Annotated in this window: 12 protein-coding genes and 1 tRNA gene; 3 read left to right on the forward strand and 10 right to left on the reverse strand. The window is 72.7% G+C overall.

Annotation, left to right across the window (positions count from 1 at the left end; all coding sequences use genetic code 11):
- Positions 1–69 precede the first annotated feature (69 nt).
- Together KXR53_RS01135 and KXR53_RS01140 are read right to left on the reverse strand one after the other, a co-directional pair.
- Entirely contained in the window at positions 70–1,242 is a 1,173-nt protein-coding gene (locus KXR53_RS01135; protein ID WP_437372562.1) for an acetate/propionate family kinase, read from the reverse strand.
- Positions 1,243–1,249: 7 nt separating this feature from the next.
- Positions 1,250–3,628, reverse strand: a complete 2,379-nt coding sequence (locus tag KXR53_RS01140; RefSeq protein ID WP_437372564.1) for a phosphoketolase family protein — start codon at positions 3,626–3,628, stop codon at positions 1,250–1,252.
- A gap of 249 nt (positions 3,629–3,877) precedes the next feature.
- On the opposite strand from KXR53_RS01140, the gene KXR53_RS01145 reads away from it, so the two are divergent.
- Positions 3,878–5,635, forward strand: a complete 1,758-nt coding sequence (locus tag KXR53_RS01145; protein WP_437372566.1) for a thiamine pyrophosphate-dependent enzyme — start codon at positions 3,878–3,880, stop codon at positions 5,633–5,635.
- Here the strand turns inward: KXR53_RS01145 and KXR53_RS01150 are convergent.
- Positions 5,632–5,847, reverse strand: a complete 216-nt coding sequence (locus tag KXR53_RS01150) for a hypothetical protein (protein ID WP_437372567.1) — start codon at positions 5,845–5,847, stop codon at positions 5,632–5,634. The two genes, KXR53_RS01145 and KXR53_RS01150, sit on opposite strands and share 4 nt — an antisense overlap.
- A gap of 124 nt (positions 5,848–5,971) precedes the next feature.
- On the opposite strand from KXR53_RS01150, the gene KXR53_RS01155 reads away from it, so the two are divergent.
- Positions 5,972–6,937 (forward strand): NADP-dependent oxidoreductase, encoded by a 966-nt coding sequence (locus KXR53_RS01155; protein WP_437372569.1) that lies wholly within the window; start codon positions 5,972–5,974, stop codon positions 6,935–6,937.
- Positions 6,938–6,966: 29 nt separating this feature from the next.
- Here the strand turns inward: KXR53_RS01155 and KXR53_RS01160 are convergent, their stop codons facing one another.
- The 7 genes from KXR53_RS01160 to hemC all read right to left on the reverse strand — a co-directional run bounded on the left by KXR53_RS01160 (position 6,967) and on the right by hemC (position 13,565).
- Positions 6,967–7,275 carry a hypothetical protein gene (locus tag KXR53_RS01160; RefSeq protein WP_437372571.1) on the reverse strand — a complete coding sequence of 103 codons (309 nt, stop codon included), beginning with the start codon at positions 7,273–7,275 and terminating at the stop codon, positions 6,967–6,969.
- Between the two features lie 70 nt (positions 7,276–7,345).
- Entirely contained in the window at positions 7,346–7,642 is a 297-nt protein-coding gene (locus tag KXR53_RS01165) for a hypothetical protein (protein ID WP_437372572.1), read from the reverse strand.
- Positions 7,643–7,665: 23 nt separating this feature from the next.
- Positions 7,666–8,535 carry an SDR family oxidoreductase gene (locus KXR53_RS01170; RefSeq protein ID WP_437372574.1) on the reverse strand — a complete coding sequence of 290 codons (870 nt, stop codon included), beginning with the start codon at positions 8,533–8,535 and terminating at the stop codon, positions 7,666–7,668.
- Positions 8,536–8,673: 138 nt separating this feature from the next.
- Positions 8,674–8,748: transfer RNA gene (locus tag KXR53_RS01175), tRNA-Thr, on the reverse strand.
- Positions 8,749–8,789: 41 nt separating this feature from the next.
- Entirely contained in the window at positions 8,790–10,190 is a 1,401-nt protein-coding gene (locus KXR53_RS01180) for a heme biosynthesis protein HemY (protein WP_437372576.1), read from the reverse strand.
- On the reverse strand, positions 10,187–12,610 hold the full coding sequence (locus tag KXR53_RS01185; protein ID WP_437372578.1) for a uroporphyrinogen-III synthase: 2,424 nt from the start codon (positions 12,608–12,610) through the stop codon (positions 10,187–10,189). The genes KXR53_RS01180 and KXR53_RS01185 overlap by 4 nt, the downstream gene beginning before the upstream one ends.
- A 10-nt stretch (positions 12,611–12,620) precedes the next feature.
- On the reverse strand, positions 12,621–13,565 hold the full coding sequence (hemC, locus tag KXR53_RS01190) for a hydroxymethylbilane synthase (protein WP_437372580.1): 945 nt from the start codon (positions 13,563–13,565) through the stop codon (positions 12,621–12,623).
- Positions 13,566–13,668: 103 nt separating this feature from the next.
- Between hemC and tsaD the strand changes: the two genes are divergently transcribed.
- Positions 13,669–14,724: a tRNA (adenosine(37)-N6)-threonylcarbamoyltransferase complex transferase subunit TsaD gene (gene tsaD / locus KXR53_RS01195; RefSeq protein WP_437372582.1), complete on the forward strand. Its 1,056-nt coding sequence runs from the start codon at positions 13,669–13,671 to the stop codon at positions 14,722–14,724.
- Positions 14,725–14,729 lie beyond the last annotated feature (5 nt).

The raw sequence follows: 14,729 nt of genomic DNA on the forward strand, positions 1-14,729 counted from the left end.
CCGCCCCTTACAACTCGACGCGCCGGCCGATGGATCGGTTCCCTGGAACCGGCCGGGAGCGCCGCGGGATCAGCCTTCGGTCGACAGGACCCGCAGCGCCTCGTCGGCCACGACCTGCTCCTCGTCGGTCGGGATGACCAGTACGGCGACCGCGCTGCCCGGGGCGTCGATGCGGCCCGGACCGTCCCCCTCGGCGATCCGCACGCCGAGGGGGCCGAGGCGCCGGCAGATCCGGGCCCGGATCTCCGGCTGATGCTCGCCGATCCCGGCGGTGAAGACGATGGCGTCGAGCCCGCCGAGCGTGACGGCAAGCGCGGCCGCCGCCTGGGCGATGCGGAAGGCGAAGATGTCGATCGCCTCACGCGCCCGCGGGTCGTCGCTGGTCAGGAGCTCGCGCGTATCGCCGCTGATGCCGGACAGGCCGAGCAGGCCGGAGCGGCGGTAGAGCAGGTCCGACACCTCCTCGACCCGCATCCCGCCTGGGCCGAGCAGATGCAGCAGCACCCCGGCGTCGAGCGCGCCCGGCCGCGTCGCCATCGGCACCCCGTCGAGGGCCGAGAAGCCCATCGTCGTCTCGACGCTGACGCCGTCCCGCAGCGCGCAGAGGCTGGCACCACTGCCGAGATGGGCCACCACCACCCGCCCGGCCGCGAGCTCCGGATGGTCACGGCGCAGCGCGCCGGCGATGAACCGGTAGGACAGGCCGTGAAAGCCGAAACGCTTGATGCCGCGGTCGTGCATCGGCCGGGGCAGGGCGAAGCGGCGCACCAGATCGGCCTGCCCGGCGTGGAACGCCGTGTCGAAGGAGGCGGTCTGGACGACATCGGGCCGCAGCGTGCCCATCGCCTCGATCAGCCGCAGCGCCGGCGGCTGGTGCAGCGGCGCCAGCGGTACGAGAGCTTCCAACTGTCCGAAGATCTCCTGTGTGACGCGGACCGGCCCGGTGAAGCTCTCCCCGCCATGCACCACCCGATGCCCGGCCGCGGCGAGATCGGCGAGGCCCAGCCGGGCGTCCAGCACGCGCAGGCAGCCGCCGAGCACGGCCCGCAGGTCGCCGGCATCCGCGACGCCGATCTCCGCCTCCCCCGACGCGCCCTCCGCCTTCAGCCGCAGCGCCAGCGGCTGTTCCTTGAGGTCGAGCACGGCCTTGGCGCGGCGCGCCGCCCGGCCGTCGCGATCCTCGAACAGGCCGAGCTTGATCGAGGAGGAGCCGGCGTTGAGGGCCAGGATGGCGGTCGGCATGGCGCCCTCAGTCGAAGGGGGCGGCGGTGCCGCGGCCGGGCCAGCGCCAGTCGGCGATATCGGGCATGTCGCGGCCGTGCCGGCGCACATAGTCGTGATGCTCGGCCAGCCGGTCCTGGAACAGCCGCCGCGCCCGGTCGCCCTCGGCACCGAGCTGCGGCAGCCGGTCGATCGCGGCGATGGCCAGGTGGAAGCGGTCCAGCGCGTTCAGCACCGTCATGTCGAAGGGTGTGGTGGTGGTGCCTTCCTCGCGATAGCCGTGGACATGGAAGTTGTCGTGGTTGGTCCGCTTGTAGGTCAGCCGGTGGATCAGCTGCGGATAGCCGTGGAAGGCGAAGATCACCGGCTTGTCCCGGGTGAACAGGGTGTCGAACTCCTCCTCCGGCAGCCCGTGCGGATGGTGTTCCTTCGACTGCAGCCCCATCAGGTCGACGACATTGACCAGGCGGATGCGCAGCCGCGGCAGATGCTCGCGCAGCAGCGCCACGGCGGCGACCGCCTCCAGCGTCGGCACGTCGCCGGCGCAGGCCAGCACCACGTCGGGGTCGCCGTCGCCCTCGTTGCTGGCCCAGCCCCAGCGGCCGATGCCGGCGGCGCAATGGGCGGCCGCCCGGTCGAGATCCAGCCATTGCGGCGCCGACTGCTTGCCGGCGACGATGACGTTGATGCGGTCATAGGTCCTGAGGCAATGGTCGGTCACCGCCAGCAGCGTGTTGGCGTCGGGCGGCAGATAGACCCGCACGATGTCGGCCTTCTTGTTGACGACATGGTCGATGAAGCCGGGGTCCTGATGGCTGAAGCCGTTGTGGTCCTGCCGCCAGACATGCGAGGTCAGCAGGTAGTTCAGCGACGCGATCGGCTGCCGCCAGGGCAGGTCGCGCGAGACCTTCAGCCACTTGGCATGCTGGTTGACCATCGAATCGACGATGTGGATGAAGGCCTCGTAGCAGGAGAACAGGCCGTGCCGGCCGGTCAGGAGATAGCCTTCGAGCCAGCCCTGGCACAGATGCTCGCTCAGCACCTCCATCACCCGGCCTTCGGGCGCGAGGTGCACGTCTTCGGGCAGGATGTCCTCCATCCAGACGCGGTCGGTCGCCTCGAACACGGCGTCGAGGCGGTTGGAGGTGGTCTCGTCCGGTCCCATCAGGCGGAAATTCTCGGGGTTCAGCCGGATGACGTCGCGCAGCAGCTTGCCCAGCGCCTTCGTCGCCTCGCCACGGCTGCCGCCCGGGTTCGGCACGTCGAGGGCGAAGTCTCGATAATCGGGGAGCTCCAGCTCCTTCCGCAGCCGCCCGCCATTGGCATGCGGGTTGGCGCCCATGCGCCGGTCACCCTTCGGCGCCAGCGCCTGCAGCTCCGGCGCCAGCCGGCCGGCGCCGTCGAGCAGCTCCTCCGGCCGATAGCTGCGCATCCAGGCCTCGAGCTCGGCGAGGTGCGCCGGGTTGTCGGCCAGGCCATCGAGCGGCACCTGGTGCGACCGCCAGAAGCCTTCGGTCTTCAGGCCGTCGACCTCCTTCGGGCCGGTCCAGCCCTTGGGCGTTCGCAGAATGATCATCGGCCAGGGCGGCCGCGCCGTGCCGTCGGCCTGCGTGCCCTCGCGGATCTCGCGGATCCGGTCGACCACGATGTCGAGGGTCGAGGCCATCGCCTTGTGCGTGGGCATCGGGTCCGACCCCTCGACGAAATAGGGCTCGTAGCCCAGCCCCTCGAACAGGCGCAGCAGCTCCTCGTCGGTCATGCGGCCGAGCAGGGTGGGATTGGCGATCTTGTAGCCGTTCAGATGCAGGATCGGCAGCACCGCGCCGTCGACCCGCGGGTTCAGGAACTTGGTGGACTGCCAGGACGCCGCCAGCGGCCCGGTCTCGGCCTCGCCGTCGCCGATGACGCAGGCGACGATCAGGCCCGGATTGTCGAAGGCCGCGCCATAGGCATGGGCCAGGGCGTAGCCCAGCTCGCCGCCCTCGTGGATCGACCCCGGCGTCTCCGGCGCGGCATGGCTCGGGATGCCGCCCGGGAAGGAGAACTGGCGGAACAGCCGGCGCATCCCCTCGCGGTCCCGGCCGACCTCCGGATAGATCTCGGAATAGGTGCCTTCGAGATACGTGTTCGCGACGACGGCCGGCCCGCCATGGCCGGGGCCGCAGATGAAGATCATGTCCAGCTCGTCGCGGGCGATCACCCGGTTGAGATGGGCGTAGATGAAGTTCAGCCCCGGCGTCGTGCCCCAATGGCCCAGCAGCCGCGGCTTCACGTGCTCGATCGCCAGTGGCTGCTCCAGCAGCGGGTTGTCCAGCAGGTAGATCTGCCCGACCGACAGATAATTCGCTGCGCGCCAATAGGCGTCGAGGAGCTCCAGCCCCTGGTCCTCGGCCTGACGTTCCGACATCTCGCCCACCCCTGCTGCGATTGACTTGACCAGCGTAGCGTCGTCCCGGGCCACCGCGTTTGAGGCAGCGCAAGGCGCTCCCGCGCGGTTCGCGTCGCCGTCACCGCAGCAATAGAGGCAGCCGCGATTCCGGTCCCCGCGATGCGACCAATTTTCCTCGGGGGCCGGACCGGAACGGCCTGTCGGCGGTCGCTGTTGCCGGGGTGAGGTCGATACCCCGACACTAACCCCAGCCACAGGAGAAGCGCGATGGCCCGCCCCACTGCCGGCGACATCCTGGTCGAAACCCTGATCGATTGGGGGGTGGACACCGTCTTCGGCATCCCCGGCGACGGCATCAACGGCCTGATCGAGGCGCTGCGCACCCGGCAGGACAGGATCCGCTTCATCCAGGTGCGGCATGAGGAGGCGGCGGCCTTCGCCGCCTGCGCCTATGCCAAATGGACCGGCCGGCTGGGCGTCTGCCTCGCCACCTCCGGCCCCGGCGGCATCCATCTGCTGAACGGCCTCTACGACGCCAAGCTGGACGGCCAGCCGGTGCTGGCGATCACCGGGCTGCAATTCCATGACCTGATGGACACCTTCACCCAGCAGGATGTCGATCTGGACCTGATCTTCGCCGATGTCGCCGCATACAACGTCCGGGTGATGGGGCCCGCCCATGTCGAGAACGTGGTCGAGCTGGCGTGCCGGACGGCGCTGGCCTATCGCGCCGTGTCGCATGTCGCCATTCCGGCCGATATCCAGTCGCAGCCGGTCGAGGCCCGGACGCGGTCGGAGCGCAACGTGCCCCACCATGTCTCGGACGTGATGGCGGTATCGGCGCAGATGCCCAGCGAGGACCAGTTGGCGCGCGCCGCCGCGATCCTGAACGCGGGGAAGAAGACCGCGATCCTGGCCGGCCGCGGCGCGCTCGGCACCGGCGAGATCCTGGCCACGGTGGCCGAGCGGCTGGGCGCGCCGGTGATCAAGCCGCTGCTCGGCAAGGGCACGCTGCCGGACGACAGCCCGTATTCGACCGGCGGCATCGGCCTGCTCGGCACCAGGCCGTCACAGGAGGCGCTGGAGGAATGCGACACCCTGCTGATCGCCGGCAGCGGTTTCCCCTATATCGAGTACTACCCGAAGCCGGGGCAGGCGCGGGCGGTGCAGATCGACCTCGACCCCCAGCGCATCGGCCTGCGCACCCCGGTCGAGGCCGGGCTGGTCGGCGACACGCGGAAGGTGCTGGAGGCGCTGCTGCCCCGTCTGCAGTACCGCGAGGACCGCTCCTTCCTGGCCAAGGCGCAGGCCGGGATGAAGGAGTGGAACGCGCTGATGGTCGAGCGCGGCACCCGGCAGGACAAGCCGATGAAACCGCAGGTGGTGGCACATGAGCTGGACCGGCTGCTGCGCCACGACGCCATCATCGCCACCGATTCCGGCACCGTCACCACCTGGGCGGCGCGGCATCTGACGATGCGGGACGGGATGATGTTCTCCTGCTCCGGCACCCTCGCCTCGATGGCCTGCGGTCTGCCCTATGCCATTGCCGCAGGGGTGGCCTATCCGGGCCGGCAGGTGGTGTGCTTCATCGGCGACGGCGGCCTGACCATGCTGATCGGTGAGCTGGCGACCTGCGTGAAATACGGGCTCGACATCAAGATCGTGGTGATCAAGAACAACACTCTCGGCCAGATCAAGTGGGAGCAGATGGTGTTCCTGGGGAACCCGGAATATGCCTGCGATCTGCAGCCGGTCGACTTCGCCGCTGTGGCGCGGGGCTTCGGCATTCCCGGCTGGACGGTGGACGACCCGGCCCGTTGCGGCGAGGTGCTGCGCCAGGCGATGGCGGCGCCCGGCCCGGCGCTGGTCGAAGCGGTGGTCGACCCGCACGAACCGCCGATGCCGGCCAAGGCGACGCTGAAGCAGGCGGCGCATCTGGCTGAATCCCTGGCCCGCGGCACGCCGGCGCGACGCAGGATCGCGATGACCGTCGCCTCCGACACCGTGCGCGAGCTGGTCTAGGCGAAGATCGCGACCAGCAGGATCAGGAGCAGAACCAGCAGGCCGGCCAGGATCGCCAGCGTCGAGCGCTGGCGGCCCTCCTGCTCCGGCCCGCGCGCCAGGCTGACATCGAGCGCGCTTTCGATCGCCCGGCGGCCCTCGGGCTTGTCTCTCACGGGCCGGTCCGCGGCATCGGGCGGCGCGCGGCGCGGCGTCTCCGCATCCGACATCATGTCTCGCCTCCATGGGCAAGCCTATGCATGGACAGGAAATGGCCGCCGCTGCGCCGGGGTTCCGCCCGGAACGGCGGCGGCGGCGGTGCCGTTGCCCAGGCAGCAACCGGCGAGGGAGCCAGCGATGGCGACGATGAGATCCGTCCGAATCCACAGCTTCGGCGGCCCGGAGGTGCTGTCGGTCGAGGAGATCGCGACGCCCCATCCGATGGCCGGAGAGGTGCTGGTGCGGGTGCATGCGGCGGGGGTCAATCCGGTCGATTGCAAGACCCGCTCCGGCCAGTACCCGCCGGTCGGGCGGGACGACCTGCCGGTCGTGCTGGGCCGCGACATCGCCGGCGAGGTGGTGGAAAGCGGCGGCGGCCGTGGCGATCTGCCGGCGGTCGGCGACCCGGTCTACGCCATGCTGGGCCCGGACCGCGGCGGCTATGCCGACTATGCGGTGGTGAAGGCCGAGGAGGCGGCGCCGAAGCCCGAGGGGCTGAGCGACGCCGAGGCCGCGGCGGTGCCGCTGGCCGCGCTCACCGCCTGGCAGGGGCTGTTCGACCATGGCGGCCTGCAGCCGGGCCAGCGGGTGCTGATCCATGGCGGGGCCGGCGGCGTCGGCCATTTCGCCGTCCAGTTCGCCAAGGCCCGCGGCGCCTTCGTCGCCACCACCGTCTCCGGCGATGACCTGGCCTTCGCCCATGAGCTCGGCGCCGATCAGGCGATCGACTACCGGGCCGACCGTATCGAGGAACGGGTGGAGCCGGTCGACATGGTGTTCGACCTGGTCGCCGGCGAGACCCAGGACCGGTCCTGGGGCGTGCTCAAGCCCGGCGGCATCCTGGTGTCGACCCTGGGGCCGCCGCCGGAAGACAAGGCGCGGGCGCACCGGGCGCGCGGGGCAGGCTATGTGGTGCAGCCGAGTGGCCGTCAGCTCGACGAGATCCGCCGGCTGATCGAGGACCGCCGGGTGCGGCCGGTGGTCGGGGCGGTGCTGCCGCTGAAGGAGGTTGCGGCGGCGCATGAGCGGCTGGAGCAGCATCGCCTGCGCGGCAAGCTGGTGCTGCAGATCGCCACCGACGTCAGGCCGGCGGCCCGGGCCTGATCCTCAGGCCGGGCCCCCGTCGCCGCGCCTCAATGACGCACGAATTTGCAGAAGCGGCTGATCTGGCCGTCGGCCGTACGATCCTGGTGCAGGAAGGTCAGCCCGGCCTCGTCGAACTTCTCGAAGAACTCCTCCCAGGAGATCTCCTCCAGCGACTCGTCCCGCTTCTGGCCGTCGCCGACGAAGTCGAAGCGCAGGACTCCGGCCTCCTCGCCACCACGCTCCGTGCCGCGCACGGTGGTCGGGACCGCGCCGCGCTCCTCCGCCCAGCGGCGGATGGTGTCGTGGTCGCGCGTCTCCTGCGCGACGCTGCTCTCGGTCTGGTGCCGTGTGGCCATGGGAACCTCCATCCTCGATGGCGTCGTCACTCCAGGGCAATGGCGGGGGGCGGAGGCCGGTTCCGGCCGGTCAGAAGAACACGGCGCGGCCGGTGCCGGGGGCGATGTCGCTGGGCGCGGCGTGGATCGCGAGAAGCCCCCTCCGCTCCCCGCCGCCGCTCCGGCCCGTCACCACGATCTCGACCCCGCCTTCGCTGTCGAACAGCTCCGGGTTCCAGTGCATCCAGGCCTCCTCCACCGCCTCGACCCCGCCCGGAAGGGCGATGGCCAGCAGGGCCTCGCGGTGCCGGGAGAGGGCGCTGACCAGGTCCTCGCCCTGGATCTCGACGGGTTCGCCAGCGGGATTCTCGACGTTCCAGCTCTGCATGATCGGCCTCTCGGTGTTCGCCCCTACAGCATCGGCCGGCCGCCGGTCACCGGCAGCACGGCGCCGGTGATGTAGCTCGCCTCCGGCGACGCCAGCAGGACATAGGCGGGGGCCAGCTCCGCCGGCTGCGCGGCGCGGCCAAGCGGGGTGTTGGCGCCGAAGCTCTCGACCGTGTCCGGCCCCAGTGTCGAAGGGATCAGCGGCGTCCACACCGGGCCCGGGGCCACGCAGTTCACCCGGATGCCCTTCTCGGCCAGCAGCTGCGCCAGGCCGGCGGTGAAATTGACGATCGCGCCCTTGGTCGCGGCATAGGGCAGCAGGGTCGGCGACGGCGATTTCGCGTTGATCGAGGAGGAGTTGACGATGGCGCTGCCCGGCTTCATGTGCGGCACGGCCGCCTTGGACAGATAGAACTGGCTGTGGATGTTGGTGCGGAAGGTCCGTTCCCACTCCTCGGCGGTGATGTCGTCGAGCGTCTCGTGGACCCTCTGATGGGCGGCGTTGTTGACCAGGATGTCGATCCCGCCCAGCTCGCGCACCGTCCGCTCCACCAGCATCCGGCAGTGGTTCTCGTCGCCGACGTCGCCGGCGACGGTGACGGCGCGGCGGCCCGCCTTGATCACCCATTCCGCGGTCTCGTGGGCGTCGTCGTGCTCGCTGAGATAGGAGATCAGCACATCGGCGCCTTCGCGGGCGAAGGCGATGGCGACGGCGCGCCCGATGCCGGAATCCGCGCCGGTGATCAGGGCAACGCGCCCCTCCAGCTTGCCGCTGCCGCGATAGCTCTCCTCGCCGTGATCGGGGCGAGGGCTCATGGCCGCGGTCTCGCCCGGCGGCCGCTGCTGCTGCCGGGGCTGCGGCGGGGTCGGGCCGGCGGTCTTCGGATCGGTCATGGCGCTCTCCGTCTCGACCGGGTGCTTCTCCCTGGTCAATGGCGGCGGAAAGCGTGGCGTTCCGGATAGGCAGGCGCACCGAAAGCCAACGATTCCGGAGGGGCCGGGCCGACTGCTGCTCGATATCGGAGAATTGGGTGGTGCCGAAGCGGGGATTTGAACCCCGGACCTACTGATTACGAATCAGTTGCTCTACCCCTGAGCTACTTCGGCGCCGCAGGGCGCGCACCCTATACAGGGCGCGCGCCTTAGCGTCAACCGGCGGTGGCGGCGGGAACCACCGCGCCGGCACCGGTCCCGGCCGGCGGCACCGGCGCGGGCAGCAGGGCGTCGATCTCGACCGGCACCGGGGCCAGGCCGCGGGCCGGGCCGGGGATGCGCCAGGCCAGCGTGTCGAAGCCGTGGCAATGGTCGCACAGCGCCGACCAGCGCTCGGCCCGGGCGCCGCAGGCGTCGCATTCCCAGACCTCGTCCGGCGCCGCCGTCTGCGCCTTGGCCAGCCAGCTGCGCGCCGCGATCGGGTCGTTGCGCTCCGCCGTCTCCAGATCGGCCAGCAGGCGGTAGACGCGGCGCGACGGCGCCACCTGCTCCGCCTTCAGCAGATGGGTGCGGGCGCTGCCCCAGAGCTGGGCCGACAACTCGGCCTCGGCCAGGGTCAGCAGGCCGGTCGCCGAATCCGGCCGCAGCCGCACCAGCTTCTCCAGCCGCTTGACCTTGAGCAGCGTGCCCTCGTCGGCCGGGCCCAGCGCGGCATAGGCGCGGGCGATCTCCGGATGCGGCACGCGGCCCCAGCTCTTCTCCAAGAGGCGCGTCGCCTGGCTGTCGCGGCCGGTCAGCTGCAGCAGATGGCTCTCCTGCAGGGCCGCAGGCACGAAGTCCGGCTCCAGCCCCACCGCCTTGTGGGCGAAGTCCAGCGCCTGGGACAGGTTGCCCGCGGCTTCGGCCTCGCGGCTGCGCTCGACCAGGATGCGGGTCTTGTAGCGCCGCCCGTCCTCGGCCGAGATCGCCTTGACCCGGACCGAATGGGCGAGGCTGAGCTGGGCGTCGGCCCAGCGCCGCTGCGCCACCTCCAGGTCGAAGCAGGCGCGGTGGGTCCAGGCCGCATCCGGCCGCAGCGACCGGGCGCGCTGCGCCATCTCCAGCGCCTGGATGGACTCCTTGTTGCGCAGCGACTGGTTCAACAGGCCGCGCAGGCCCAGGAACTCCATGTCCGGCCGCTGCAGCATCGCCTCGAAATAGCGGGTGGCGGCGCCGTCGTCGCCGGCCAGTTGCGCCGCCTGGGCCGAGAGCAGCAGGGTCAGGGGCGGCTCGTCCAGCAGCACGTCGGCCTTGCGGGCGAAGCGCCGCGCCGCCTCGGCATCGCCGGCCGCGACCGCGACCATGCCGCGGGTCAGGGCGCGGTAGCCCTTCTCGCGCCGGGCGAAGCGGCGGTTCTCGACGAAGCGGCCCGGGGCCCGGCGCAGCGAGCGCCAGAAGCGGTACAGATAAGCCGCCAGCAGCATCAGCGCCGCCGCGGCCGCCACCAGCACCGCGACCGAGGTCTCGATCACCCGGCCCTGCCACTGGATCTCGACATGGCCCGGCCGGTCGGCCAGCCAGACCGCGACCGCGATCAGGATCGCGAGCTTGAGGGCATAGAGCAGCAGACGCTTCATGGCGTCTTCGGGGGCTGGGTGTCGCCGGAACCGCCAGCGCCGCTGCCGGCCGCGGCGCCGCTGGCCGCGGTCAGGCGCTGCACCGCCAGCGCGGACAGGCTCTGCAGCGCCGATTCCGCCGCGAGGCGAGCCTCGGCCTGGCCGCGCCACGCCGCCATCGCCGAGGCGGCGGGGCCGGTCAGCGCCTTGACGGCGTCGACCGCGCCGGCCAGGTCGCCGCGCTGCAGCCGGCCTTCAGCCCGGGCCAGCACCGCGTTGGTGTCGTTGCCCTCGACCTCGCCCGGGGCCGGGCGGACCGTGACCAGGTCCTGCACCACCGCCAGGCTGCGGTCGACCCAGTCGCCGCTCTGCGGCTGGTCGGCCCGGCGCGCCGCCTCCGCCGCCTGGGCGAAGCCGGTGGCCAAGGTGGCGCGGCTCGGCACGCCTTTCGCCGCCGGCTCCAGCGCCGTCACGGCGCCGGCCATGGCCGGATCGGCCTGCGCCAGGCCGCGCAGCAGGGCGAGGGTCTCGTCGAGCGGCGCGCCGGTGTCGAGGGCGCTGCGCAGCTGGCCGGCGGCCAGGCTCAGCGCCTGGGCGCCGGTGTCACTGCTGCGCAGCCGCTCGACCGCCGCCTTGACCGCGTCGACCTGCTGCTGCAGCGCCGCCAGTGTGCTGCCGTTGGCCTGGGCGCCTGAGGACAGTGTGGCAACGGTGTCGCTCAGCGTCTTCACCGCGGCCTGAGCCGATTCCAGCGCTCCGACCCGCGCCTCCAGCGCCGCCACGGCCTCGGGCGCCGGCGCGGCGGCGGGCGGGGCGGCCGGCGCGGGCTGCTGCTGCGGCTGGGCTTGGGCCGGAGGCGCCGCGGCGAGCTGGTCCAGCTTCTGCTGCAGCGCATCGACCCGGGCGGCCAGGTCGGCGCGACCCTTCTCGATCGCCGCGGGATCGACCGGGCCGCCGGGCGGCTTCTCCAGCGCCTCGACGCGCTTGCCCAGCCCGTCGATCGCCTCGGAGATGCCGGACGGGAAGTCGGCCAGCCGCTTCTCGATGAAGGCAACCCGGTCGCTCAGCGTCGGTGAGCCCTGCGGGGCGGGCGGGGGCGTCGTCGGGCCGAACAGGCCCGGCGACCAGATCGGCGCGGTCGCCGACACCGCGGCGGCGACGATGGCGACGATTGCCGCGGTCCAGGCCGAGCGCGCGACATTGCCCGGCGGCTCGGCCGGGGGCGGCGGCGGCAGGGACGGCGGGCCGACGCGCGGCGGGCCGGGCGGGGTCTCGGGCTCGGCCAGCTCGGCCGGCTCCGCGGCGCCTTCTTCGGGCGTCGCCGGGCGGGTGCGCGCCAGCTCGGCCGGGTCGAGCGTGATGCCGTGGGTCTTGGCCGCCGCCAGGATGTCGGCGTGGCGCTGCTCGGGGATGGCGTTGCGCCGCTTCCAGCCCTGCACCGTGGTCACCGGCACGGTCAGCTTCGCCGCCATCGGGCGGATGCCGCCGAAGGCCTCGATCACACGCTCGGTCGGGGTCAGTGCCTCGCCGGTCTCGCCGGGCAGCTCCAGGCCCTCCTCGGTCGGCGGGACGGCCGGTTCGCCCGCCCCCTCCTGCGCGGGACCCTGCCGAGCCTCGGAGGTGGCCGACGCGTCGTCCGGCTGCTGGGAGTCAGGGCCCGAGGGCGCTGCTTCGCCTGGCTTGTCGGGGGTCGGGTCCATACCGTTCGCCGTCCTCGTCTCTTGCTCAGCGGGAAAATCGGAAAGCCGCGCCAGCAGCGACGGCGAATCCGGCCTGTCCGCGATTCGCACCGCCCGCCAGGGCGACGGATCCAGCGCCTGGGCGACGGCCGGGCTCAGGCAGACCGCCGTAAGCCCGGCGAGGCGATGGGTCAGGTCAACCCGGGCGGCGAGGGTAGCAAAGACCTTCGCCGTGCGGGGAGAGAAAAACACCACCCCGGCCAGCCCCGGATCGGCCAGGGCTTCCACCGCCGCCGAGGGCAGCTCGTCCGCCGGCCGGGCGCGGTACAGCACGATCCGGCGCACGGTGAAGCCGGCGGGGGAGAGCAGGGCAGACAGGTCGCGCGCCACGTCCTCGCCCGAGGGGTGCAGCAGCACCCCGGCCGCCGGATCCAGCCGGGCGCGGACCAGCTCGGCCAGTTCGGCGCCGTCGCCCGCGGCGCTGGCCACGTCGCGGAAGCCCAGCGTCCGCGCCAGCTCGGCAGTGGCGTCGCCGACCGCCAGCACCGGCAGGTCGCGCCGCGGCACCCGCCGGGCGAAGGCATCGATGCCGTTGCGGCTGGTGGCCAGCACCGCCTGCACGTCATCGAGCGCGATCGGGCCCGGATCGACCGGCTCGATCTCCAGCACCGGCGCGATCACTGGCTCCAGGCCGCGCTCACGCATCGCCTCGGCGAAGCGCTCGGCCTCCTCCCGCGGCCGGGTGACCAGCCAGCGCGTCATCCGGCCGTCCTCATCCGGCCCGAAAACGCGGCCCGATGCGGCGGCGCAGGGCGTCGCCGGCCTCGCGGCCCAGCTGCTCCGCCTGGTCGCGCCGGCCGCTGCGCCGGTCCTCGTGCATCTCGCTGCCGTCCGGCACCGCGACCCGGGCGGTCAGGGTCAGGGTGTCGTCCGGCCCGATTTCGGCGAGTGCCGCGATCGGCGTGCGGCAGTCGCCTTCCAGCGCGGTCAGGAGCGCGCGCTCGGCCGCCACCCGGTCGCCGGTGTCGCGGTCGTGCAAGGGGGCCAGCAGGGCGCGCACCCGGTCGTCGCCGGCGCGGCATTCGATGCCGATGGCGCCCTGGGCCACGGCCGGCAGCATCTCCCGCGGGTCGAGCACGGCCGAGACCCTGTCGGCTCGGCCGATGCGCTTCAGCCCGGCCAGGGCCAGAAGGGTGGCGTCGGCCGCGCCGGCGTCCAGCTTGGCCAGGCGGGTGTCGACATTGCCGCGGAACGGCACGACGCGCAGGTCCGGGCGCAGGGCCAGGAGCTGCGCCTGCCGCCGCAGGCTGGAGGTGCCGACCACGGCGCCCGGCGCCAGCGCCGCCAGGCTGGCGGGGCCGGTGAGGGCGGAGTCGCGGGCGAACAGGGCATCGCGCGGATCCTCGCGCGGCAGCAGGGCGCCGATGATCAGGCCGTCGGGCAGCTTGGTCGCCACGTCCTTCATCGAATGGACGGCGATGTCGAGGCTGCCGTCCAGGAGGCCGTCCTCGATCTCCTTGGTGAACAGCCCCTTGCCGCCGATCTCGGACAGCGGCCGGTCCTGCACCCGGTCGCCGGTGGTGCGGACCACCTTGATCTCGACCGCGCCGGGCGCGGCAAGGGCTGGATGCGCCGCGATCAGACGCCGGCGCGTCTCCTCGGCCTGGGCGAGGGCGAGCGCGCTGCCGCGCGTGCCGATGCGGAGAACGGTGCTCATGGCCCCGACTTCTAGAAGCCCGCGGCCCGGCGGGCAAGCCGCGCGGGCCTGTTTCGCCCCGGTCCTTTCGCCACACGGCCGAACCGCCTATATCGGGCCGATCATGATCGTGCTCGGCATCGAGACTTCCTGCGACGAGACGGCGGCGGCGCTGGTCGACGACCGGCGGCGGATCCTCGCCAATGTCGTGCTCAGCCAGATCGAGGAGCACGCCCCCTATGGCGGCGTGGTGCCCGAGGTGGCGGCTCGCGCCCATCTGGCGCATCTCGATGGGGTGGTCCGCCGGGCGCTGGCCGAAGCCGGGATCGGCCTCGACGCGGTCGACGGCATCGCCGCCACCGCAGGCCCGGGGCTGATCGGCGGCGTCGCCGTCGGGGTGATGACGGCGAAAGGCATCGCCGCCGCCCGTGGCCTGCCCTTCATCGGCGTCAATCACCTCGAGGGCCACGCCCTGACGGCGCGGCTGACCGACGGGCTGGAGTTCCCTTACCTGCTGCTGCTGGTTTCCGGCGGCCATTGCCAGCTGCTCTGCGTCGAGGGCGTCGGCCGGTACCGGCGCTGGGGCACCACCATCGACGACGCGGTCGGCGAGGCCTTCGACAAAGTCGCCAAGATGTTCGGCCTCGGCCATCCCGGCGGGCCGCGGGTCGAGGCCGCGGCGAAGACCGGCGACCCGAAGCGCTTCGCCCTGCCGCGGCCGATGGTCGGGCGGCCGGATTGCGACTTCTCCTTCTCCGGCCTCAAGACCGCGGTGCGCCGCGCCGTCGCTGGGCTGCCGCAGCCGCCGACACGGCAGGACATCGCTGATCTCTGCGCCGCCTTCCAGGACTCGGTCGCGGCCTCGCTGGCCGACCGTGCCAAACGGGCGATCGCCCGGTTCCGGGCGCAGCACCCGGCGGGCGGCGCCTTCGTGGTGGCGGGCGGCGTCGCCGCCAACCAGCGGCTGCGGGCCCGCCTGTCCGAGGTGGCGGAAAAGGCCGGCCTGCCCTTCATCGCGCCGCCGCTCAAGCTGTGCACCGACAATGGCGCCATGATCGCCTGGGCCGGGCTGGAGCGGCTGCGCCTCGGCCTGGTCGACGGGCTCGACTGCGCGCCGCGGCCGCGCTGGCCGCTCGACCCCACCGCCGCGGCCGCGATCGGCGCCGGGGTGAAGGCGTGAGCCCC

The sequence above is a fragment of the Inquilinus limosus genome (genome assembly GCF_051487185.1).
Lineage (GTDB): Bacteria > Pseudomonadota > Alphaproteobacteria > DSM-16000 > Inquilinaceae > Inquilinus > Inquilinus limosus_F.

Excerpts from the sequence above, each read along its gene's own strand:
- KXR53_RS01165 (WP_437372572.1), bottom strand. The coding sequence starts at position 7,642 with ATGCAGAGCTGGAACGTCGAGAATCCCGCTGGCGAACCCGTCGAGATC.
- KXR53_RS01160 (WP_437372571.1), bottom strand. The coding sequence starts at position 7,275 with ATGGCCACACGGCACCAGACCGAGAGCAGCGTCGCGCAGGAGACGCGC.
- tsaD (WP_437372582.1), top strand. The coding sequence starts at position 13,669 with ATGATCGTGCTCGGCATCGAGACTTCCTGCGACGAGACGGCGGCGGCG.
- KXR53_RS01170 (WP_437372574.1), bottom strand. The coding sequence starts at position 8,535 with ATGACCGATCCGAAGACCGCCGGCCCGACCCCGCCGCAGCCCCGGCAG.
- KXR53_RS01155 (WP_437372569.1), top strand. The coding sequence starts at position 5,972 with ATGGCGACGATGAGATCCGTCCGAATCCACAGCTTCGGCGGCCCGGAG.
- KXR53_RS01180 (WP_437372576.1), bottom strand. The coding sequence starts at position 10,190 with ATGAAGCGTCTGCTGCTCTATGCCCTCAAGCTCGCGATCCTGATCGCG.
- KXR53_RS01140 (WP_437372564.1), bottom strand. The coding sequence starts at position 3,628 with ATGTCGGAACGTCAGGCCGAGGACCAGGGGCTGGAGCTCCTCGACGCC.
- hemC (WP_437372580.1), bottom strand. The coding sequence starts at position 13,565 with ATGAGCACCGTTCTCCGCATCGGCACGCGCGGCAGCGCGCTCGCCCTC.
- KXR53_RS01150 (WP_437372567.1), bottom strand. The coding sequence starts at position 5,847 with ATGATGTCGGATGCGGAGACGCCGCGCCGCGCGCCGCCCGATGCCGCG.
- KXR53_RS01145 (WP_437372566.1), top strand. The coding sequence starts at position 3,878 with ATGGCCCGCCCCACTGCCGGCGACATCCTGGTCGAAACCCTGATCGAT.
- KXR53_RS01185 (WP_437372578.1), bottom strand. The coding sequence starts at position 12,610 with ATGACGCGCTGGCTGGTCACCCGGCCGCGGGAGGAGGCCGAGCGCTTC.
- KXR53_RS01135 (WP_437372562.1), bottom strand. The coding sequence starts at position 1,242 with ATGCCGACCGCCATCCTGGCCCTCAACGCCGGCTCCTCCTCGATCAAG.